The organism is Kitasatospora sp. NPDC056273, from assembly GCF_042268845.1.
Taxonomy (GTDB): domain Bacteria; phylum Actinomycetota; class Actinomycetes; order Streptomycetales; family Streptomycetaceae; genus Kitasatospora.
In genome coordinates this window covers 48,806-69,073 of the sequence record NZ_JBHJSJ010000047.1, presented here as the reverse complement: position 1 = coordinate 69,073, position 20,268 = coordinate 48,806, and the positions used below count along the sequence as shown (strand labels likewise).

Annotated in this window: 18 protein-coding genes and 1 riboswitch; of the genes, 2 read left to right on the top strand and 16 right to left on the bottom strand. The window is 73.5% G+C overall.

Annotated features, from left to right (window positions below):
* Positions 1-125: 125 nt before the first annotated feature.
* Positions 126-1,241 carry a HoxN/HupN/NixA family nickel/cobalt transporter gene (locus ACFCY1_RS31560; RefSeq protein ID WP_049656561.1) on the bottom strand — a complete coding sequence of 372 codons (1,116 nt, stop codon included), beginning with the start codon at positions 1,239-1,241 and terminating at the stop codon, positions 126-128.
* 30 nt (positions 1,242-1,271) lie between these two features.
* Positions 1,272-1,485, bottom strand: a riboswitch (cobalamin riboswitch).
* Positions 1,486-1,567: 82 nt separating this feature from the next.
* On the opposite strand from ACFCY1_RS31560, the gene ACFCY1_RS31555 reads away from it, so the two are divergent.
* A complete protein-coding gene (locus tag ACFCY1_RS31555) occupies positions 1,568-1,951 on the top strand; it encodes a metalloregulator ArsR/SmtB family transcription factor (RefSeq protein ID WP_049656554.1) in 384 nt (127 codons plus the stop codon).
* 122 nt (positions 1,952-2,073) lie between these two features.
* Positions 2,074-3,747 carry a hypothetical protein gene (locus ACFCY1_RS31550; protein WP_375876764.1) on the top strand — a complete coding sequence of 558 codons (1,674 nt, stop codon included), beginning with the start codon at positions 2,074-2,076 and terminating at the stop codon, positions 3,745-3,747.
* Positions 3,748-3,791: 44 nt separating this feature from the next.
* Here the strand turns inward: ACFCY1_RS31550 and ACFCY1_RS31545 are convergent, their stop codons facing one another.
* From ACFCY1_RS31545 to ACFCY1_RS31475, 15 genes are all read right to left on the bottom strand, one after another.
* Positions 3,792-5,798 (bottom strand): AAA family ATPase, encoded by a 2,007-nt coding sequence (locus ACFCY1_RS31545; protein WP_375876763.1) that lies wholly within the window; start codon positions 5,796-5,798, stop codon positions 3,792-3,794.
* 71 nt (positions 5,799-5,869) lie between these two features.
* Complete coding sequence (locus tag ACFCY1_RS31540) at positions 5,870-6,196, bottom strand: putative quinol monooxygenase (protein WP_074002386.1); 327 nt, start codon at positions 6,194-6,196, stop codon at positions 5,870-5,872.
* A 135-nt stretch (positions 6,197-6,331) separates the two neighbouring features.
* A complete protein-coding gene (locus ACFCY1_RS31535) occupies positions 6,332-7,141 on the bottom strand; it encodes an Fpg/Nei family DNA glycosylase (protein WP_049656544.1) in 810 nt (269 codons plus the stop codon).
* 79 nt (positions 7,142-7,220) lie between these two features.
* Entirely contained in the window at positions 7,221-8,123 is a 903-nt protein-coding gene (locus ACFCY1_RS31530) for an AAA family ATPase (RefSeq protein WP_375876762.1), read from the bottom strand.
* A gap of 85 nt (positions 8,124-8,208) precedes the next feature.
* A complete protein-coding gene (aroQ, locus tag ACFCY1_RS31525) occupies positions 8,209-8,637 on the bottom strand; it encodes a type II 3-dehydroquinate dehydratase (protein WP_049653999.1) in 429 nt (142 codons plus the stop codon).
* 8 nt (positions 8,638-8,645) lie between these two features.
* Positions 8,646-9,737: a 3-dehydroquinate synthase gene (aroB, locus tag ACFCY1_RS31520; protein ID WP_049653979.1), complete on the bottom strand. Its 1,092-nt coding sequence runs from the start codon at positions 9,735-9,737 to the stop codon at positions 8,646-8,648.
* Positions 9,730-10,251: a shikimate kinase gene (locus ACFCY1_RS31515; protein ID WP_049653982.1), complete on the bottom strand. Its 522-nt coding sequence runs from the start codon at positions 10,249-10,251 to the stop codon at positions 9,730-9,732. The genes aroB and ACFCY1_RS31515 overlap by 8 nt, the downstream gene beginning before the upstream one ends.
* A complete protein-coding gene (gene aroC / locus ACFCY1_RS31510) occupies positions 10,248-11,432 on the bottom strand; it encodes a chorismate synthase (RefSeq protein WP_117487152.1) in 1,185 nt (394 codons plus the stop codon). Before aroC ends, ACFCY1_RS31515 begins: the two co-directional genes overlap by 4 nt.
* A gap of 222 nt (positions 11,433-11,654) precedes the next feature.
* Positions 11,655-12,485: a shikimate dehydrogenase gene (locus tag ACFCY1_RS31505; protein WP_074002383.1), complete on the bottom strand. Its 831-nt coding sequence runs from the start codon at positions 12,483-12,485 to the stop codon at positions 11,655-11,657.
* A gap of 79 nt (positions 12,486-12,564) precedes the next feature.
* Entirely contained in the window at positions 12,565-14,511 is a 1,947-nt protein-coding gene (gene mltG / locus ACFCY1_RS31500) for an endolytic transglycosylase MltG (protein ID WP_375876761.1), read from the bottom strand.
* Between the two features lie 188 nt (positions 14,512-14,699).
* A complete protein-coding gene (mltG, locus tag ACFCY1_RS31495; RefSeq protein WP_375876760.1) occupies positions 14,700-15,971 on the bottom strand; it encodes an endolytic transglycosylase MltG in 1,272 nt (423 codons plus the stop codon).
* 138 nt (positions 15,972-16,109) lie between these two features.
* On the bottom strand, positions 16,110-16,589 hold the full coding sequence (gene ruvX, locus ACFCY1_RS31490) for a Holliday junction resolvase RuvX (protein WP_049653990.1): 480 nt from the start codon (positions 16,587-16,589) through the stop codon (positions 16,110-16,112).
* A complete protein-coding gene (gene alaS, locus ACFCY1_RS31485) occupies positions 16,589-19,258 on the bottom strand; it encodes an alanine--tRNA ligase (RefSeq protein ID WP_049653992.1) in 2,670 nt (889 codons plus the stop codon). The genes ruvX and alaS overlap by 1 nt, the downstream gene beginning before the upstream one ends.
* Positions 19,258-19,683 (bottom strand): DUF6167 family protein, encoded by a 426-nt coding sequence (locus ACFCY1_RS31480; RefSeq protein ID WP_375876759.1) that lies wholly within the window; start codon positions 19,681-19,683, stop codon positions 19,258-19,260. Before ACFCY1_RS31480 ends, alaS begins: the two co-directional genes overlap by 1 nt.
* 4 nt (positions 19,684-19,687) lie before the next feature.
* On the bottom strand, positions 19,688-20,167 hold the full coding sequence (locus ACFCY1_RS31475) for a DUF948 domain-containing protein (RefSeq protein WP_049653994.1): 480 nt from the start codon (positions 20,165-20,167) through the stop codon (positions 19,688-19,690).
* Positions 20,168-20,268 lie beyond the last annotated feature (101 nt).

Genomic DNA, 20,268 nt, shown 5'->3' with positions numbered 1-20,268 from the left:
CCCTGCGCACGTCCCCCCCGGCCGGGGGCCCACCCGTCCACTCCGGCGCGGAGCGCTCCCCCCGGACGCGCGACGGGCGCCCCCCCGGACTCGGGGAGGCGCCGTTCGCGGCCGGGCCGCTCGGCTCAGGAGCCCTCGGGCGTCCAGCGCTGCTCGACCCGGGCGAGCTTCCAGTACCCGATCGCGATCGCCCAGACCACCACGAACAGCCCGGCGATGGCGTAGCCCACGTTGTCCAGCGAGATGTCCGCGACGAACCCGGTGACCGGGTCGGTCAGGTCGAGCTTCTCGTGCAGCACCCCGACCAGCTCGATGGTGCCGATGATGAAGGCCACCGCGATCGACAGACCCGTGATGGTCAGGTTGTAGTACACCTTCCGGACCGGGTTGGCGAAGGCCCACTGGTACGCGAAGTTCATGAACGTCCCGTCCAGGGTGTCGAACAGGCTCATCCCCGCCGCGAACAGCAGCGGCAGGCAGACGATCGCGTACCAGGGCAGCCCGGAGGCCGCGCCCGAGCCGGCCATCACCATCAGGGTGACCTCGGTCGCGGTGTCGAAGCCCAGGCCCAGCACCATGCCCACCGGGAACATCTGCCCCGGCCGGGTGATCGAACGGGTCGCCCGGTTCAGCACCCGGGCCATGAAGCCGCGCGAGTCGAGGTGCGCCTCCAGCTCCTTCTCGTCGAACTTCCCGGCCCGCATCGAGCGGAACACCCTGAGGATGCCGAGCAGCGCCGCCAGGTTGAGCGCGCCGATCAGGTAGAGGAACACGCCGGAGGTGGTCGTCCCGATCACGCCCAGCCACTTGTGGGTGGCCGACTCGTCGTCCATCAGCGTGTTCGCCAGCTGCGCGCCGCCCGCCACCAGGGCGGCCATCAGCACCACCATCGAGGAGTGCCCGAGGGCGAACCAGAAGCCCACCGAGACCGGCCGCTTGCCGTCCGCCATCAGCTTGCGGGTGGTGTTGTCGATCACCGCGATGTGGTCGGCGTCGAAGGCGTGCCGCATGCCGAGGGTGTACGCGGTGATGCCGAGGCCCACCCCGAAGACCTGGGTACCGACCGCGTACCGCTCGGGCGCGACCAGGAAGATCAGCGTGCCGAAGGCCACCACGTGCATGGCCACGATCACCGCCATCAGCCCGGCCGTACGGACGGTGTCCTCGCGCCGCCATCTGAAGCTGGGCAGCACGGAAGGGGCCGGCTTCGCGCCGGCGGCAACGGTTTCGGGCAGGGTCATCTGCGGATCACGCTCCAGCACCTCGTGGAAAACCTCGTGAGATGCCGTGGCCGGTCTCCTGGCTGACGGGATACCCGTGCCCGCCTTCCCAGGTGCGCGAGGCACCCAGTGGCTCCGTGGGCACGGACGACGTTCCTCCGCGGGCGGAGGAACGACCCGATCACAGTGGCGAGGGCCGCTCCGGGCTGGGACCCCTGAGGGTCCGTCACCGGTCTTCCCGAGCACCACGGCGGGGAACACCGTAGGGGCCGCGCCCCGACCCGTGCAAGGCTGCGCACCTGCGCAGGTGTCCAGGATCACAGGCGACCGCCTGCAAGAATGTCCGCATGCATCTCGTACCGGCCGACCGCGCGGGCCACCGCACCATCGACGGGCACCGGGTCTGCGAGGCCATCGCCGCGATCGGCGACCCCGCGCACGTCCGGTCCTGGGCCGAGCGGTTCTCCCTGCTCGCCGACCCCGGACGGCTCGCCCTGCTGCTCGCCCTCCACCGGGCCGGCCCGCTCGCCGTCAGCGACCTCGCGGTGGCCACCGGCATGCGCGACCCCGCCGTCTCCCAGGCCCTGCGGCTGCTCCGCACGGCCGGCGTGGTCACCGGCGACCGGGACGGACGAGTGGTGCGCTACCGGCTCGTGGACGAGGCCATGCGCCCCCTCCTCGACGAGTGCGCCGCCGCCGAGCACCACGAGCCCAGCGCGGCAGTGGGCTGACCCCTCCCGCCGACGCCTGCCCGACCTGCCGACTCCCGCTCGGTCCGCCGACTCCCGCCCGGGCCGCTGACTCCCGCTCGGGAAGGCGCGCCGTGAACGGCCCCGGCCAGTACGATCATGATGTGCCGTCCCACCCCCATGCCTGGCCCGCCGACCGCTGGAACACCGACCCGGTCAAGGCCCGCGTGCTGGCGGTCGCCCGCACCCTCACCTCGGCCACCCGGGTGCTGGACGTCCTCTCCCTGCTGAGCCCGCACGGCATCGAGTGGTACTTCACCGTCAACCCCGGTTCCGTCTTCGCCGACCGCGCCCTGGACGAGTACCTGCACGGCCTGTCCGGCTTCACCGTGCTGGACTGGGACGACGCCGTCCGCCACCGCTTCGACCTGGCCGTCGCCTGCGCCGTCCACTCCTCCATGCACCGCCTGGACGCCCGCCTCGTCGTCCTGCCGCACGGCGCCGGCTACAACCGCCTGGTCACCGAGTCCACCGGCGACACGGTCAGCGCCGCCGGCCTGTCCCGCAACGAACTCACCCACCGCGGGCGGGTGTTCGTGGACGTCCTCGGGCTCTCCCACCCCGAACAGCTGGACCGGCTGCGGACCTCCTGCCCCGAGGCCCTGGACGTCGCCCGGGTGGTCGGCGACCCGTGCTTCGACCGGATGCTCGCCAGCCGGCGCTCCCGGGACGGCTACCGCGCCGCGCTCGGCGCCGTCGGCGGCCGACGGCTCGTCGTCGTCAGCTCCACCTGGAGCGAGCACTCGTTATTCGGCCGCCACCCCGACCTGCCCCGGCGGCTCGTCCGCCAACTGCCCGCCGACGAGTACACGGTGGCCGTCGTGCTGCACCCCAACGTGTGGAGCCGCCACGCCCCCGGGGCGCTGCTCGACGACGCCCGCCGGATGGGCCTGCGCCTGATCCCGCCCCACCAGGGCTGGCAGGCCGCGCTCGTCGCCGCCGACTGCGTGATCGGCGACCACGGCTCGGTCACCGTCTACGGCGCCGCCCTGGAACACCGCACCATGCTCGTCGCCACCGGCGCCGCCGAACTCGACCCGCGCTCCCCCAGCTACGCCTTCGGCCAGGCCGCCCCCGTCCTCGACCCGGACGGGGACCTCGCCGCCCAGCTCGAACGGGCCCTCGCCGAGGCCCCGGCCGGCCTGCGCGAGATCACCGACCGCTCACTCGCCCACCGCGGCGAATCCGCCCGGCTGCTGCGCCCGCTGCTCTACTCCTTCCTGGACGGCCTGGACGAGCCCGGGGACGAACCGGCCCTGCCGCCCTACCCCAGGCCCGTCCCCTGCCCCGGGGCCGCCGAGTGGCCCACCGCGTACGACGTCGAGGGCAGCACCGAGGGGACCGAGGTGAGCCTGCGGCGCTACCCCTTCCACCCGGACGACCACACCCCGCGCGGCTTCCACGCCCTCACCGACGAGCACCCGGGCGACGCCCTGCGCTACACGGCCGAGGTGATCGCCCGCACCGAGGCGCACGCCGAACGCCCCGCCACCCGCTGGCTCGCCGACACCGCCGCCGAACTGCCCGGCCTCGCCGTCGCGGTGGCCGCCCTCGGCCCGGCCCGCCACCTGCTCCGGCTGCACGGCGGCCGACTGCTGGAGGCCCGCGCCGAACCGGACTGGGGCCGCCCCGACCCCGCCGTCGACCCGCTGCTGCTCGGCTCCGCCGTGGCCTGCTGGCTCGCCGACGGCGGCGACCCGGCCGGCCTCCCGGAGCACGGACTCACCGTCCGCACCGGCGGGGACCGCACCCGGGTGTCCTTCCGTACCGGGCCCTGACCCCGCCCGCCCGCTACGGACCGCCCCTCGGCCCGGACCGCCCCTCAGCCCGCCAGCTGCCGCAGCCGCTCGCGGCTGCGCTCCGCCAGCTCCGCGTCGTCCAGCTCCTCGGCGAGGGTGACGAGCAGGGTGTGGGCCTGCGCCTCCTTCGCGTACTGGTTCCGCTCCTTGGCCTGCCGGGCGCAGTCGTCCGCGTGGACGACGGCGAGGTCCAGCTGCCCGAGCGCCCGGTGGGCCCGGGCCCGGACCAGCGGCAGCTTCATCAGCATGTCGTTGTCCCGCGTCCGCCCGGCCCGGGCGGTGGCCTCGGCCAGCAGGGTCAGCGCCTCCTCCGGACGGCCGTCGGCGATCAGCGCCTGCGCCAGGTTGTAGCTCTGGACGATCTCGCCGTGGTCGTCGCCCCGGTTCTCCGCCAGGGCCAGGATGAAGCGCTCCACCGCGTCGCCCGGGCGGCCGTCGGCCAGGCAGAGCAGGCCGTCGGTCTCGTAGAGCACCCCGACCACCCGGCGGTTCGTCAGCAGCGGGACCAGCTCCGTGGCGAGCGCCAACTGCTCGGCGGCGAGCCGGTACTCCTTGCGCTCCTGGTGGGCGCGGGCGAGCTGGTTGCGCATCTTGACCACGGCGGCCGGCTGGTTGTCCCACTGGGCCGACTCGATGCCGAGCCGGTGGGTGGCGATCCAGTCGTCGTAGAGCTTGCGGCCGTGGTACAGCGGCCAGAGCGACTCGCAGAGCCGCCACACCTCGCCGTGCCACCCCTGCGCGGCCGCCTCCTCCACCACCGCGCGGAAGTCGGCGCGTTCGGCGTACAGCCACTCCAGGGCCGCGGCGTCGGAGGCGAAGCCGGGCAGGTCGTCGCCGCTCGGGTCCTGCAGCCGGAGCCGGTCCCTGCCCATCGTCCGGTCGGCGAGCGAGGCACGGCCCCGGAAGTACGCCACGACGCCGGCGAGGAGCCCGGCGCGGTCGGGCAGCTCCCGCGTCCGGCCGTAGGCGTGCAACCGCACCACGTCGTGGGCCCGGAATCGGTCCTCGCCGTCGTCGTCCACCACCTCGTCGAGCACGTGGACGCCACGCAGCTCCCTGACCGCCTGCTCGGCGCGCTCGACGCCGACCGCCCGCGCCAGTTCGGCGGACACGAAGGGGCCGGGGTGCACGCCGATCAGCTGGTAGAGCGCCCGGCCCGGCGCCGACAGCCGCTCGTGGACCAGGTCGTACGTCGCGCCGAGATCGCTCTCCTCGTCCTCCAGCATCGCCAACCTGCCCTCCCGGTCGTGCAGTTCGGCCACCACCCGGCCGACCGGCAGGCTGTCCCGGTCCAGCAGCTGGCTCCCGACCGCGTTCAGCGCGAGCGGCAACCCGCCGCACAGCTCGACCAGTTCGGCCAGTTCCCCGTCGGTTCCCCGCCCGGAGCCCACCCAGCCCCGTACCAGTTCGGCGCCCGCCGCCGCGCTCAGCGGCCCGAGTCGGCGCACCTCGGCGCCGTCCATCCGCAGCGCGGGCAGCCGCCGCCGGCTCGCGACCACCACCAGCCCGCAGGCGGGGAGCAGCGCCCGGACCTCCGCGGCGTGCTCGACGTTGTCCAGGAAGAACAGGCACCGGCGCCCGGCGGTGGCGGTGCGGAAGGCCGTGAACCGCTCGGCCTCCACGGCCGGGGGCTCGGCGCCCAGGGCGCGCAGGAAGCCGGCCAGCAGCCCAGGGAGGTCCACCCCGCCCTGGTGCCGGTAGGCCTTCAGGTCGGCGTAGAGGTCCCCGCCGGGGAAGCGCTCCCGGTGGCGCTCGGTGAACTTGGCGATCAGCTCGGTCTTCCCGACCCCGCCGAGGCCGGTGAACACCACGACCCCGAGTCCGCCCTCCTCGACCCGGTCCAGCGCGCCGGCCAGTGCGGCGAACTCCGGTTCACGGTTGACGAACGGGCCGTGCGGCGCGCGTACCTGACGGGGCGTCGGCACCGTCGGCGGCTGGTGGAGGTGCACCGACCCGATGCTCCCGGCCTGCACCACATGGCCGCCCACCGTGGCGCCTGACACGGTGTTGGCCACCTCGTGCCGCTCCATCCGCCTGCTCCCTCCGGCCGCCCGGGCCCCAGCCTACGGGCTGGGCACCCGGCCGGAGGGGCGCTCGGGTGTCACCGGGGGGTGATCTCGCCCATCTCGCCCCAGCCGTCCATGCCGGGGATCTCGATCGAGACGATCTGCGGCTTGGCGGCCACGGCGTACGACATCTCGTCCATGGCCTTGGTGAAGTGCGCGGACTCCACGTGCTCCTTGCCGGCGTCGCCGTCGCGGAACGCCTCGACCAGGACGAACTCGTTGGCGTTGTCGACGCTGCGGGACCACTCGAAGAAGAGGTTGCCGGGCTCGCTGCGGGTGGCCTGGGTGAAACCGTCGACCAGGTCGAGCCACTCGTCGGCGCGCTCGGGGCGGACCGCGAACTTGACCGTAATGAAGATCATGGGACTTCCTTCCCTTCCACGTTCACACGTGGCCGTGCGGACAGGTGCCCGCCGCTCGGCGGGCACCTGTCCATCGTCGCAGGTCAGAAGGGCTCTCCACGACACGGGGGCGTTGCGCGTCCCGGCCGGGGCCGGTCACGCCGCCTGGCAGGCGGGGCACCAGAAGAGGTTGCGGGCGGCGTGCTCCTCCGTCCGCACGTCGGTGCCGCAGACCAGGCAGGGCATGGCGGCCCGCCGGTAGACGTACACCTCGCCGCCGTGGTCGTCCACCCGGGGCGGGCGGCCCATCGCCTCGGGGGTGTGCTCGGGGCGGACGGTGTCGATCCGGCCCGCGGTGACGCCCTCGCGCATCAGGGCGACCAGGTCGGCCCAGATCGCGTCCCACTCCCGGCGGGTGAGGTCGCGCCCGGCCCGGTGCGGGTCGATGCCGTGGCGGAACAGCACCTCGGCCCGGTAGACGTTGCCCACCCCGGCCAGCACCTTCTGGTCCATCAGCAGCGCCGCGACGGTCGTCCGACTGCCCGATATCCGGCGCCAGGCGGCCTCCGGGTCGGCGTCGGCGCGCAGCGGGTCGGGGCCGAGCCGGGCGGCGACGGCGGCCTTCTGGTCGTCCGTGACGAGCGCGCAGGTGTTGGGCCCGCGCAGGTCGGCGTAGCCGTCCTCGTTCTCCAGCCGCAGCCGGACCAGCCCGACCGGCGCGGGCGCCGGGCCGGTGCCGAAGGTGAAGCCGCCGTAGAGGCCGAGGTGGACGTGCACCCAGGCGCCCTCCTCGAAGCCGAGGAAGAGGTGCTTGCCGGTGGCCTCCGCACCGGTGAGCAGCTGCCCGTCGATCACCTTGGCCTCGTCGGCGAACCGGCCCTGCGGGCTGGAGACCCGCACCGGGCGGCCGCCGAAGGCCTCGCGGTTCTCGGTGGCGAGGCGGTGGATGATGTGGCCTTCGGGCACGGGCGTCGGCTCCTCCGGGCTCGGCGACTGGACCCGTCCATCATCGCAGCCGGCACCGACAGCCCCGTGCCGCGGCGGGTCAGCGGACCGGGACGCCCATCAGCCGGGCCAGGATGACGCGGTCCAGCTCGGCGGCCGTCCCGGCGACGTCCAGGGCGGAGTTGTCGATGATCGGCAGCCCGGAGTTGTACCAGCCGGCCATCCGCCCGTGGATGCGGGCCACCTCCTCGTCCCCGAGCCGGCGGTTGCCGCTGCGCCGGGCGTTGCGGTGCAGCACCGAGTCCAGGCTGGGCAGCAGCACGACCGGGATCATGCCGGGGCCGATGTGCCGCTTCCAGCCGCCGAGGCCGATCGCCGGGCGGTCCGGGAAGACGGCGTCGTCGATGATGCAGGAGATGCCGTTGGCCAGGTAGTTGCGGCAGGCGAAGCCGCAGGTGCGGCGGGCCAGCCGGTACTGCGCCTCGGAGGCGTTGTTCCAGCCGGACTGCGGGTTGGCGAAGCCCGCCTGCACCCACTCGCGGACGTCGTCCAGGCTGATGTGCGCGGTCGGGGTGGGCCGCCGCTCGGCCCAGTGGCGGGCGACGGTGGTCTTGCCGGCCCCGGCCGGTCCGATCAGCAGGACGGCTATCGGCCCGGTGGCCGCGTGCTGCCGCGGCGGGTGGGCGGGCAGTTGGACGGGTGCGCCGGACGGCAGCAGGAAGTGCCCGGTGCCCCCGGCGGGTACGGGCGGCGCGCTCGGCACGGGTACGGCCGCGGGGGCCGGGGCCGGGTGGGCGGGAACGGGGTGGGCGGCGGGCCCGGGGCCGGTCGGCCCGGGAGTGACGGGCGCCGCCGGCGCCGGCCGGCCCGGCGGCGGGGACGGCGGAGGCTGCGGGGAGAGCGGCTGCGCCCCCGACGACGTCCCCCGCGTTCCGCCCCCCGGCGGCACCGGCGGGGCGACGGGACGCGGCGGGACCTGCCCGCCTCCGGTGTACTGCGTCACGGCACCTCCCGACACTTCTCAGCGGGGACACTACACGGCGGCCCGGCAGCGGGCACAGTCCGCCGCCGGGCCACCGCCCGTACCCTCAGCGGGTGGTGAGCCGCTCGGCCAGCGCGCGCAGCGCCAGCTCGTAGGAGCCGAGCCCGAAACCGGCGATGGTGCCGGAGGCCACCGCGGCGATCACCGAGGTGTGCCGGAAGGTCTCCCGGGCGTACGGGTTGGAGATGTGCACCTCGATCAGCGGCGCGGTGCGCTGGGCCGCGGCGTCCCGCATCGCGTACGAGTAGTGGGTGAACGCACCGGGGTTGATCACCACCGGCACCTGCCCGTCGGCCGCCTCGTGCAGCCACTCCACCATCTGCTGCTCGGAGTTGGTCTCGTGCACCTCGACCTCGAAGCCGAACTCCTTGCCCAGCGCGGTGCAGCGCTCGACCAGCCCGGCGTACGAGGTGGCGCCGTAGACGTCCGGCTCGCGGCTGCCCAGCCGGCCCAGGTTGGGGCCGTTGAGCACCATCACCCTGGTCACGCCGAGACCTCCGCGTACGCGGCGACCAGCAGCGACGGGTCGGGGCCCTCCAGTACGGAGGTCTTGCCGAGGCCGTCCAGCACGATGAAGCGGATCAGGTCGCCGCGCGACTTCTTGTCGATCTTCATCGCGTCCAGCAGCTTCGGCCAGGCGTCCGCCCGGTAGCTCAGCGGCAGGCCGACCGAGGCCAGCACGGTGCGGTGCCGGTCGGCCGTCTCGTCGTCCAACCGCCCGGCCAGGCGGCCGAGTTCGGCGGCGAAGACCATGCCGATGGAGATCGCGGCGCCGTGCCGCCACTTGTACCGCTCGTTGCGCTCGATGGCGTGGCCGAGGGTGTGGCCGTAGTTGAGGATCTCGCGGCGGCCGGACTCCTTGAGGTCCCCGGAGACCACGTCGGCCTTGACCTGGATGGCGCGGCGGATCAGCTCGACGGTGTGCGGGCCGGACGGGGTCTTGGCGCCCTCGGGGTCGGCCTCGATCAGGTCGAGGATGGCCGGGTCGGCGATGAAGCCGCACTTGATGACCTCGGCGAGGCCGGAGACGTAGTCGTGCTTGGGCACCGTCTCCAGGGTGTCGAGGTCGGCCAGCACGCCCACCGGCGGGTGGAAGGCGCCGACCATGTTCTTGCCCTCGGCGATGTTGATGCCGGTCTTGCCGCCGACGGCCGCGTCGACCATGCCGAGCAGCGTGGTGGGCATGGAGATCCAGCGCACCCCGCGCAGCCAGGTCGCGGCGACGAAGCCGGCCAGGTCGGTGGTGGCACCGCCGCCGAGGCCGACGATGACGTCGCTGCGGGTGAAGCCGGTCTGCCCGAGCACCGACCAGCAGTACGCGGCGACCTCGACGCTCTTGGCGTCCTCGGCGTTGGGCACCTGGAGCACGATGGCCTCGTAGCCCTCGCCGAGCAGGTCCTCGCGGATCGCGTCGGCGGTGGCGGCGAGCGCCTCCGGGTGGATGAGCGCCACCCGCTTGGCGCGGGTCCCGATCAGCGGAGACAGCTCACCGAGCAGCTGGTGCCCGATCAGCACGTCGTACGGGTCGTGGCCGGCGCTGCCGCCGACGTGGATCCTGACGGTGGTGTCAGTCATGGGGGGTCTTCAGCTCCAGTGCTTCCAGTACGGCGTCCGCGACCTGTTCCGGGGTGCGCCCGGCGGTGTCGACCACGGCGGTGGCCACCTCCAGGTAGAGGGGGCGGCGGGCCTCCATCAGCTCGCGCCAGCGGGCCCGCGGGTTGACGGCCAGCAGCGGGCGCGGGGCGTCCAGGCCGACCCGCTTGACCGCGTCGGCGAGCGGGACCTCCAGGAAGACCACCGGCAGCTCGTGCAGCAGCGCGCGGGTGGCCTCGGCCATCACCGCGCCGCCGCCGAGCGCCAGGACCCCGTCGTGCCCCTCGGCGGCCGCGCGCACGGCGGCCGCCTCCAGCGCGCGGAAGTGCGGCTCGCCCTCGTCGATGAAGATCTCCGGGATGGGCTTGCCGGCCGTCGCCTCGACGTCGGCGTCGGTGTCCCGGAAGCCGACGCCCAGGCGCTCGGCCAGCATCCGCCCGACGGTGGACTTGCCACTGCCGGGCGGGCCGACCAGCACGACAACGGGGTTCGTCATCGGATGATCAGGTTGTCGAGGTAGCCCTGCACGTTGCGGCGGGTCTCGGAGACGTTGTCGCCGCCGAACTTCTCGTTCACCGCGTCCGCCAGCACCAGCGCGACCATCGCCTCGGCGACGATGCCCGCGGCCGGGACCGCGCAGACGTCCGAGCGCTGGTGGTGCGCCTTGGCCGGCTCGCCGGTGCGCACGTCCAGGGTCTGGAGCGCCCGCGGCACGGTGGCGATCGGCTTCATCGCGGCGCGCACCCGCAGCAGCTCGCCGGTGGACAGGCCGCCCTCGGTGCCGCCGGAGCGGCCGGAGGTGCGCTTGACGCCCTCGGCGGTCGGGACGATCTCGTCGTGGGCCTGGGAGCCCGGCACCCGGGCCAGGTCGAAGCCGTCGCCGACCTCGACGCCCTTGATCGCCTGGATGCCCATCAGCGCGGCGGCCAGCCGCGCGTCCAGCCGGCGGTCCCAGTGCACGTGCGAGCCGAGGCCCACCGGCACGCCGTACGCCAGCACCTCGACCACGCCGCCGAGGGTGTCGCCGTCCTTGTGGGCCTGGTCGATCTCGGCGACCATCGCCTTCGAGGCGTCGGCGTCCAGGCAGCGCACCGGGTCGGCGTCCAGCTTGGCCTCGTCCGAGGGCAGCGGCACCACGCCGGCCGGCGCCTTGGCGGCGGCCAGCTCGACCACGTGGCTGACGATCTCGATCCCGGCCACCTCGCGGAGGTAGGCGCGGGCGACGGCGCCCAGCGCGACCCGGGCGGCCGTCTCGCGGGCGCTGGCGCGCTCCAGGATCGGCCGGGCCTCGTCGATCGAGTACTTCTGCATGCCGGCCAGGTCGGCGTGGCCGGGCCGGGGGCGGGTGAGCGCCTCGTTGCGGGCCAGGCCCGCCAGGACCTCGGGGTCGACCGGGTCGGCCGACATGACCTGCTCCCACTTCGGCCACTCGGTGTTGCCGACCATGATCGCGACCGGGCTGCCCATGGTCAGACCGTGCCGGACGCCGCCGAGGAAGGTCACCTCGTCCTGCTCGAACTTCATCCGCGCCCCGCGGCCGTAACCGAGCCGGCGGCGCGCCAGCGCGTCGGCCACCACGTCGGTGGTGACCGGTACACCGGCGGGCAGGCCTTCCAGCGTCGCGACGAGTGCGGGGCCGTGCGACTCCCCCGCCGTCAGCCAGCGCAACGTACCCAACGGAGCTCCTTCATCAGCGGACCGGACCACGGCACCGCCGGGGCCCGCCCCGGGCGTGCCTTTTGTACCTGAATCCTTTCATGCCCCAGCGGCACCCGGGGGCACAGTCCGCGTGACGGACAGCAACCGGCCACGATCCGGCCGGGAACCGCCCGGGAAACCGGACGGCGGGCGGGCACCCGGCCGTGGGACCGGGCCCGCCCGAGTCCGCCGGGGCCGGGCTCAGTGCCCGGCGAGCGCCTTCTCCCCCGCCTCGCGCATCGCCGCCAGCGGCCCGGGCGTCCGCCCGGTGAAGGCCTCGTTCTGCAGCACCGCCTGGTGCACCAGCAGGTCCAGCCCGCCCAGGACGGTCGCCCCGCGCCCGGCGCAGGCGGCGGCCAGCGCCGTCGGCCACGGGTGGTACAGCACGTCGAACAGCGCGCCCGGCTCGGCGGGCAGCGCCTCGGCGAAGACGTCGGTCGCGCCGACCGGCGTGGTGGAGATCGTCAGCGGCCGGGCCAGCGCCTGCGCCCCGAGCTCCCAGTCGGCGGTGCGGACGGCCACGCCCAGCCGCTCGCCCAGCTCGGCCATCTCCCGGGCCCGCTCGGCGCTGCGCACGTAGACCGTCACCTCGCCGGTGCAGATCTGGGCGAGCGCGGCCAGTGCCGAGGAGGCGGTGGCCCCGGCGCCCAGGACGGCCGCCTCGGGCACCTCGGTGATCCCGCGCTCGCGCAGCGCGTTGACCAGCCCGGGGACGTCGGTGTTGTCCCCGGTGCGCCGGCCGTCGGCGGTGAACACCACGGTGTTCACCGCGTCCACCGAGCGGGCCGTCGCGCTGACCTCGTCGAGCAGCGGGATGACCGCCCGCTTCAGCGGCATGGTGAGCGACAGCCCGGCCCACTCGGCCTCGTCCAGCGCGGCGACGAACCCGGGCAGCCCGGCCTCGTCGACCTCGAAGCCGTCGTAGCGCCAGCCGTCCAGCCCGAGCGCCGCGAAGGCGGCCCGGTGCAGGTCCGGCGAGAGCGAGTGGGCGATCGGCGAGCCGAGAACGGCCGCCCGGTGCTTGCTGGTCAACGCTTCTCTCCGCGAACTGGCGAACTGTCGTCCGGCCGCGGCTGCTTCCTGGTGCCGCGGCCACTTCCTGGTGGTGCGGCTACTTCTTGGTGGTGCAGTGGCCGCGCGCCTCGTCGAAGCCCTGCCCGGCCGACTGGCAGTACTCCTTGACGTTGGCGTAGTGCTCCTTGCTCGTCTCGGCGAACCGGGTCTGGGTCGGGGACATCGCGATGAAGTACAGCCACTTTCCGTCCGCCGGGTGCAGCGTCGCGTTGAGCGCCTCGTCGCCGGGGTTGGAGATCGGACCGGGCGGCAGGCCCTGGTTCACGTAGGTGTTGTACTTGTTGTTCGCGTCGTCCATGTCCTTCTTGTCGAGGTCCTTGCGGCCCAGCGAGTACTGGAGCGTGGTGTCCATGCCGAGCCGGTGGTTGATCTCGCCGCCGGCGGCCAGCCGGTTCTGGATGGTCTTGGCCATCTTGGCGAAGTCTTCCGGGTTGTTGCCCTCGCGCTGGAGGATGCTCGCCTCGATGAGCACCTCGTAGCCGGTCTTCAGCCCCACCGAGGCCGCCTGGGCGTCCAGGCCGGCGTACTTCTCGGTGGCGTTCTTCACCATCTGCTTGAGCAGGTCCTCGGGCTTCATGCCCTCGGCGATGTTGTAGCGGGTCGGCCAGAGGAAGCCCTCGATGTTGCCGTTCGCGTACGGCGGCAGGCCGAGGTCGTTGACCTGCGCCTTGGCGACGCCCGCCGTGGTGCCCGGCGGCAGCTTCAGCTTGGTGTCGATGAGGGTGTAGATCTCGGTGGAGTTCTTGCCCTCCGGTACGACGATCGCCGCGCCGCCCGCCTGGGCGAGCAGCTCCTTGAGCGCGGCCGCGGCCGGCATCTCCTTCTTCATCCCGTAGAAGCCGTACTGGATGGTGCCGCACTTGGGCTCGGCCTTGCAGGCCGTGTTGAACGCGTCGACGCTCTTGACCACGCCGGCGTTCTTCAGCGCCAGGCCGATCTGCCCGCCGACCGCGCCCTTCTTGACCTCGACCTGGACGGTGCCGGTGCCCTCGCCGGTGAAGTCCGGCGCCGGGCCGAAGTGGTCCTGGTAGAAGCCGTAGCCCCACCAGCCGGCCCCGCCGACGGCGCCGAGCAGCACCGCGGCGACCAGCAGGCAGGCGCCGCCGTTGCGGCGGCCCGACTTCTTGCCCTTCTCCTTGCGCTTCTTCTGGGCCTCGCGGGAGTCGTCCTGCTCGCCGAGGAAGCCGGCCTCCCCGGCCTCGGCGTGCTCGTCGGGGTACCCGTCGTCCTCGTGGCGGCCGCCGTCCGCGTGGCCGTCCCACTCGTCCGTCCCGCCCTCGCGCGCGGCGCCGACCGGGTCGGCGCCGGCCTCCAGCGCGGCGGCCTCGGCCTCCCAGTCGATCCCGTCCGGGCCGGGGCCGGGGCCGGAGGCCGGCACCGGCTCCGGGGCCGGCTGCGGCTTGGCCCGGCGTCTCGGCACCTGCCGCTGCGGAGCCTGCTGCTCGGGGGCCGGCTGCTGCGGGGGCTGCTGCTGGAGGGGCTGCTGTGCCTGGACCTGCTGGGGCTGGACCTGCTGCGGAGCCTGCTGCTGGTAACCCTGCTGCTGCACCGGCGCCTGCTGCTGGGGCAGCTGCTGCTGCGCGTACCCCTGCTGCATCGGCTGCTGCGGTTGCGGCTGCTGCGGCACGTACCCCTGCTGGGGGTAGCCCTGCTGCTGCACCGGCGCCTGCTGCTGCGCCATCTGCTGCTGGTAGCCCTGCTGACCGCCCGGGTAGCCCTGCTGCGGCATCTGCTGCTGGGGGGCCTGCTGCTGGTAGCCCTGCTGCGCCATCATCTGCTGCTGCATCTGCGGCGCCATCTGCTGCTGCGCGTACCCCTGCTGCACGTCCCCGTACTGCTGCTGGACCTGCTGGCCCTGCTGCGGGTACTGCTGCTGCCACTGGCCGTCCTGCTGGCCGGGGACCGGCTGCCGGCCGTCGTACCCGGGATCACCGGGGTGCCACGGCTCGCCCTGGGGGTTGTAGCCCCCGCCCAGATCGGTCATTGATCCCCTTAACCGACGGTGACGACCGGAGGATCAAACCGGCCGTCCGGGACGACGCGGTCCCGGCTGATTCTCGAACCGGCGTGCTAGCGCAGCGCCTGGAGGGAGACGTTACCGTACCGCAGCCTTACCCCCGGCCGGGCGGACGCACCGTCAGTGAGCGATCTCACCGACGGCACACAACTCCGTTACGGCGTCCCCGCACCGGGAGCGGAAGGCGCACCGGCCCCGCCCGGGGCCCCCGGGGCCGTCGCCGCCGGGTCGGAGGGCGCGCCCGACGCCGGGCCGCTCGGCTTGGCCGCCGCCCGGTTGGCGTTGAACTCCGCCACGTTGCGTTGCTGGACGTCGAAGCTGTCGGTGAAGCGGGTGTCCCCCGGCTTCACGGTGACGAAGTACAGCCAGTCCCCCGGCGTCGGGTCCAGCGCGGCCATGATCGCCTGCCGCCCGGGGTTGGAGATCGGGCTCGGCGGCAGCCCGGCGTGCAGGTAGGTGTTGTACGGGGAGTCCAGCCTGGTGTCGGTCACCGAGGTGTTCAGGGTCGAGCGGCCGAGCGCGTAGTTGATGGTGGAGTCCAGCTGCAGGGGCATGCCCTTGGCCAGCCGGTTGTAGATCACCCGGGCCACCTTGCCCATGTCCTCGGTGTTGTCTGCCTCGCCCTGGACCATGCTGGCCACGGTGATCAGCCCGTACACGCTCTGCCCGAGGTTCTGCGCGACCACGGTGGCGTCGTCCCGGCCGAACTCCCGGCCGGCCCGGTCCACCATCTGCTTCAGCAGGTCGAAGGCGGTGGTGCCCTCGGTGACGCTGTACGTCGCCGGGAACAGGTAGCCCTCCGGGCTGCCGTTGGCGAAGTCCGGCAGGCCGAGTTCGGCGCCCTGGTCCTGGGCGGTCTTCTGGGCGGTGCCCGCGGGCAGGTTCAGCTTCTTGTCGATGGCCGCGTAGATCTGGTAGCCGCGCCAGCCCTCGGGGATGGTCAGGCCGTTGGCGTTGGCCGGGTCGATCAGGACCGCCAGCGCCGCCGCGGCCGACATCCGCTGCTTCAGCGTGTACGTCCCGGGCTGGATCCGCCCGGCCGCCGCCGCACTGCCCTTCGCGGCCCGGGTGAAGGCGAGCGAGCTGGCCACCACGCCGTTGCGGACCAGCGCGGAGGCGATCTGGGAGAGGCCGGCGCCCTCCGGCACCGAGACCTGCACGCTGCCGGTGCCCTGCCCGGCGAAGTCGGCGGCGGCCGGGGGTTTGCGCTGCGCCTGGATCCAGGTGTACCCGGTCAGCCCGACCCCGCCGAACACCGCGATCAGCGCGAGCGCGGTGAGCCCGCAGGCCAGCCCGTTGCGCCGTCGGTGCGGATCGGGCGCATCGAAGCGCGGACGGGGCGCACCCGGCGGACGGCCCTCCGGTTCCGGCACCGGTGCGCCCAGATGCCCGGGCGTGAGACCCGGGTGGAAGTCCTGGTCGGTCATGGCTCGCGCCCCCTTCGGCGGTCCCAGATCGATCCGGATCGACATGAATCGATCCAAAACAGACAAGGAAGCGAACGAAAAGGGGTCCGTGCGGACGCGTCCGCACGGACCCCTCAACGGGACGTTAGATCAGACCGGTCAGCCGACCGCCTCGACGCTCTCACCGGGCGGGCGCCCGCTCACCCGTTCGGACTCAAGGGCGGTCTGCAGGATCACCACCGCGGCGGCCTGGTCGACCACCGAGCGGCCCTTCTTCGCCTTGACCCCCGAGGCGCGCAGCCCGTGGGTCGCGGTGACGGTCGACATCCGCTCGTCCACCAGCCGCACCGGCACCGGGTAGAGCCGGTTCGCCAGCCGGGTCGCGTACGCCCGGACCTTCTCCGCCGCCGGGCCCTCCTTGCCGCTGAGCGAACGCGGCAGCCCGACGATCACCTCCATCGCGTCGTACTCCTCGACGATGGCGGCGATCCTGGCCTGCGACTTCACCCCGGCCGGGACGGTCTCCACGGGCGTGGCGAGCACCCCGTCGGGGTCGCAGGACGCGACCCCGATCCGGGCGTCCCCGACGTCGACGGCGATCCGCCGCCCCCGTCGGAAGGGCCTCTCCTCGAGCTCCATCAGCTGGCGCGCTCCGCGACCAGGCCGAGCACCGCGGCGATGGCCTCGCCGACCGCGGCCGGGTTGGAGCCGCCGCCCTGGGCGACGTCGTCCTTGCCGCCACCGCCGCCGCCGAGGGTCTTGGCGGCGGTCCGGACCAGCTCGCCGGCCTTGATGCCGCGGCCGCGGGCGTCCTCGTTGGTGGCGATCACGGTCAGCGGGCGGTCGTTCGCCACGGTGAAGGCGGCGACCACGGCCGGGCGCGAGCCGAGGCGGCCGCGCACGTCCAGGACCAGCTTGCGCAGCTCGTCCGCGCCCACGCCGTCGGCGACCTGCGCGGCGACCACGGCGATGCCGTGCACGTCCTCGGCCGAGTCGGCCAGGCCCGCCGCGGCGGCCAGCACCTTCTCGGCGCGGAAGCGCTCGATCTCCTTCTCGGCGTCCTTGAGCTTGGCGAGCATGCCCGAGATCTTCTCCGGCAGCTCCTCCGGGCGGCCCTTGACCAGCTCGGTGAGCTGGGCGACCACGGTGTGCTCACGGGCCAGGAACCGGTAGGCGTCGCTGCCGACCAGCGCCTCGACGCGGCGCACGCCGGAGCCGATCGAGGACTCGCCGAGCAGCTTCACCAGGCCCAGCTGGGCGGTGTTGCCGACGTGGGTGCCGCCGCACAGCTCCTTGGAGAAGTCGCCGATGGTGACGACCCGGACCTCGTCGCCGTACTTCTCGCCGAACATCGCGATGGCGCCGGCCTTGCGGGCCTGGTCCATCGTCATGACCTCGGCGGTGACCTCCAGCTCGCGGGTCAGCACGTCGTTGATCTTCTGCTCGACGTCGACCAGCACGCTGCCGGGAACGGCGGCGGGCGAGCCGAAGTCGAAGCGGAAGCGGCCGGGGGCGTTCTCGGAGCCGGCCTGGGCGGCCGTCGGGCCGAGCGCGTCGCGCAGCGCCTGGTGGGTCAGGTGGGTGGCCGAGTGGGCGCGGGCGATCGCCCGGCGGCGCTCGGTGTCGATCGTGGCGTACGCCGAGGCGCCCAGCACGACCTCGCCGAACAGCACCCCGCCGGAGTGCACGATGACGCCCGGGACGGGCTGCTGCACGTCGCGGATCTCCACCACCGCGCCGGACTCCAGCCGGATCCGGCCCTGGTCGGCGAGCTGGCCGCCGCCCTCGGCGTAGAACGGGGTGCGGTCGAGGATGATCTCGACCTCGTCGCCCTCGGAGGCGGCCGGCGCCGGGACGCCGTCCACCAGCAGGCCGACCACGGTGGCCTCGCCCTCGGTGAGCGAGTAGCCGGTGAAGACGCTGGCACCGGACGTGTCGGCGACCTCGCGGTACGCGGCGACGTCGGCGTGGCCCATCTTCTTGGCCTTGGCGTCGGCCTTGGCGCGGTCCCGCTGCTCCTGCATCAGGCGGCGGAAGCCGGCCTCGTCCACCTGGAGGCCCTGCTCCTCGGCCATCTCCAGGGTCAGGTCGATCGGGAAGCCGTAGGTGTCGTGCAGCTTGAACGCCTGGTCGCCGGAGAGCACCGCGCCGCCGGACTGCTTGGTCTCGGTGACCGCGGCGTCCAGCAGGTTGGTGCCGGCCTTCAGGGTCTGGAGGAAGGCCGCCTCCTCGCCGACGACGACCGTCTCGATGCGCTTGCGGTCGCTCTCCAGCTCCGGGTACTGCGGGGCCATCGCCTTGATGGCGATGTCGGTGAGGTCCTTGGCCACCACGCCGGTGGCGCCCAGCAGGCGCATGTTGCGGATGGCGCGGCGCAGGATGCGGCGCAGCACGTAGCCGCGGCCCTCGTTGCCGGGGGTGACGCCGTCGCCGATCAGCATCAGCGCGGTGCGGATGTGGTCGGTGACCACGCGCAGCGAGACGTCCGCCTTGTGGTCGGCACCGTAGGTGTGGCCGGTGAGCTCGGCGGCGCGGTCGAGGATCATCCGGCTGGTGTCGATCTCGAAGAGGTTGTCGACGCCCTGCAGGATGGCGGCGAGGCGCTCCAGGCCGAGGCCGGTGTCGATGTTCCGGCTCGGCAGGTCGCCGAGGATCTCGAAACCGTCCTTGCCGTCGCCGTGGCCGCGCTCGTACTGCATGAAGACCAGGTTCCAGATCTCCAGGTAGCGCTCGCCGTTGACGGCCGGGCCGCCCTCCTCGCCGTACGCGGGGCCGCGGTCGTAGTTGATCTCCGAGCACGGGCCGCACGGGCCGGGGACGCCCATCGACCAGAAGTTGTCCTTCATGCCGAGGCGCTGGATGCGCTCCGAGGGCACGCCGATGACGTCACGCCAGATCTGCTCGGCCTCGTCGTCGTCCTTGTAGACGGTGATCCAGAGCTTCTCCTTCTCCAGGCCGTAGCCGCCGTCCGCGACGGGAGTGGTGAGCAGCTCCCAGGCGAACTTGATGGCTCCTTCCTTGAAGTAGTCGCCGAAGGAGAAGTTGCCGCACATCTGGAAGAAGGAGCCGTGCCGGGTGGTCTTCCCGACCTCCTCGATGTCCAGGGTGCGCACGCACTTCTGGACGCTGGTGGCGCGCGAGAACTGCGGCTTGACCTCGCCCAGGAAGTAGGGCTTGAACGGCACCATGCCGGCGTTGACGAGCAGCAGGGTGGGGTCGTCGGCGACCAGGGACGCCGACGGAACGACGGTGTGGCCGCGCTCCTCGAAGAAGCGCAGCCAGCGGCGGCGGATCTCAGCCGACTCCATTAGTGGTCCTTCCGGTTCGGGGTGCCGCCCCGCGGCGGCAGGGCGCGGCGGGGCGTTTCTTCAGTGGTCTGGGGGGTGGTACGGGCGCTGCGGGACGGAGGCAGGGCGGCGGCCGGGCTACCGGGCACCGCCGAGATAGCTCGGTACTGCGGCTCGCCGCGCAGGACCCGGCGGTCGCCGCGGGGCTCCACCACGGCGGTGCCGTGCAGCCCGAGGTCGTCCTTCAGCTGCTCCTCGCGCTCGGCCATGCCGGCCCTCACGTCCTGGGCGAACTGCTTGGCCAGGTCGCCCAGGTGCAGCGCACCGCGGGCGGCGGTGCCGGAGAGGCTGTCCGGGGTCAGCCGGTGCACGGCCTCGTTGGCCTTGTTCATGGCCCAGACGGTGGCGCCGGCGCCGACCGCCATCCAGAAGATGCGTCGCACCATGCCGTCAGCCCCTCACCGCGCGCCGGACCCGGGAGAACAGTCCGCTCCTGGGCGCCGTCGCGGCGCGGACCTCGGCCCGGATCAGCCGGGCCAGCTCCTCGCGCTCGCCGGCCTGCGAGGGCACCGGCGGCACGCCGCCCTGCTGCCGGGCGACGGCCTTGCGCACGCCGTAGCTGAACGCCGCGACCTTCACCAGCGGTCCGCCCAGGGTGGCGGCCACGGTGGAGGAGAGCGCGTTGGCGTTGGCGGCGGCGTCCTGCACGTTGGCGGTGATCTCGTCCACCCGCTCCAGCTGCTCGTTGGCGCTGCGCACCGCGGCGCCCGCGTCGGTCAGCAGCGGGACGGCCTGCTCGGTGACGGCGGAGACCAGGACGGCGGCCTCCTTGAGGACCCGGGAGAGGCGGACCAGCACCACGGCGAGCAGGGTGACCAGGACCGCCCAGAAGACGGCGACGAGCAATCCGGCCAGCTCTCCCACGGACACCTTTGCGCGCTCCCTCGCCTTGCAGCTCTTCAGAGGGAACCCTATCGCGCCGACGCCCGGTTTCCGGACCGGGTTCTCTCCCCGGCGATCCGGTCGGGTGT

Coding starts and splice junctions, on each gene's coding strand:
- aroB (WP_049653979.1), bottom strand. CDS start 9,737: ATGACTGACACCACCGTCAGGATCCACGTCGGCGGCAGCGCCGGCCAC.
- mltG (WP_375876761.1), bottom strand. CDS start 14,511: ATGACCGATCTGGGCGGGGGCTACAACCCCCAGGGCGAGCCGTGGCAC.
- ruvX (WP_049653990.1), bottom strand. CDS start 16,589: ATGGAGCTCGAGGAGAGGCCCTTCCGACGGGGGCGGCGGATCGCCGTC.
- ACFCY1_RS31540 (WP_074002386.1), bottom strand. CDS start 6,196: ATGATCTTCATTACGGTCAAGTTCGCGGTCCGCCCCGAGCGCGCCGAC.
- aroQ (WP_049653999.1), bottom strand. CDS start 8,637: ATGGTGCTCAACGGCCCCAACCTGGGCCGGCTGGGCAGCCGCGAGCCG.
- mltG (WP_375876760.1), bottom strand. CDS start 15,971: ATGACCGACCAGGACTTCCACCCGGGTCTCACGCCCGGGCATCTGGGC.
- ACFCY1_RS31555 (WP_049656554.1), top strand. CDS start 1,568: ATGCATCTCGTACCGGCCGACCGCGCGGGCCACCGCACCATCGACGGG.
- alaS (WP_049653992.1), bottom strand. CDS start 19,258: ATGGAGTCGGCTGAGATCCGCCGCCGCTGGCTGCGCTTCTTCGAGGAG.
- ACFCY1_RS31560 (WP_049656561.1), bottom strand. CDS start 1,241: ATGACCCTGCCCGAAACCGTTGCCGCCGGCGCGAAGCCGGCCCCTTCC.
- ACFCY1_RS31515 (WP_049653982.1), bottom strand. CDS start 10,251: ATGACGAACCCCGTTGTCGTGCTGGTCGGCCCGCCCGGCAGTGGCAAG.
- ACFCY1_RS31545 (WP_375876763.1), bottom strand. CDS start 5,798: ATGGAGCGGCACGAGGTGGCCAACACCGTGTCAGGCGCCACGGTGGGC.
- ACFCY1_RS31480 (WP_375876759.1), bottom strand. CDS start 19,683: ATGGTGCGACGCATCTTCTGGATGGCGGTCGGCGCCGGCGCCACCGTC.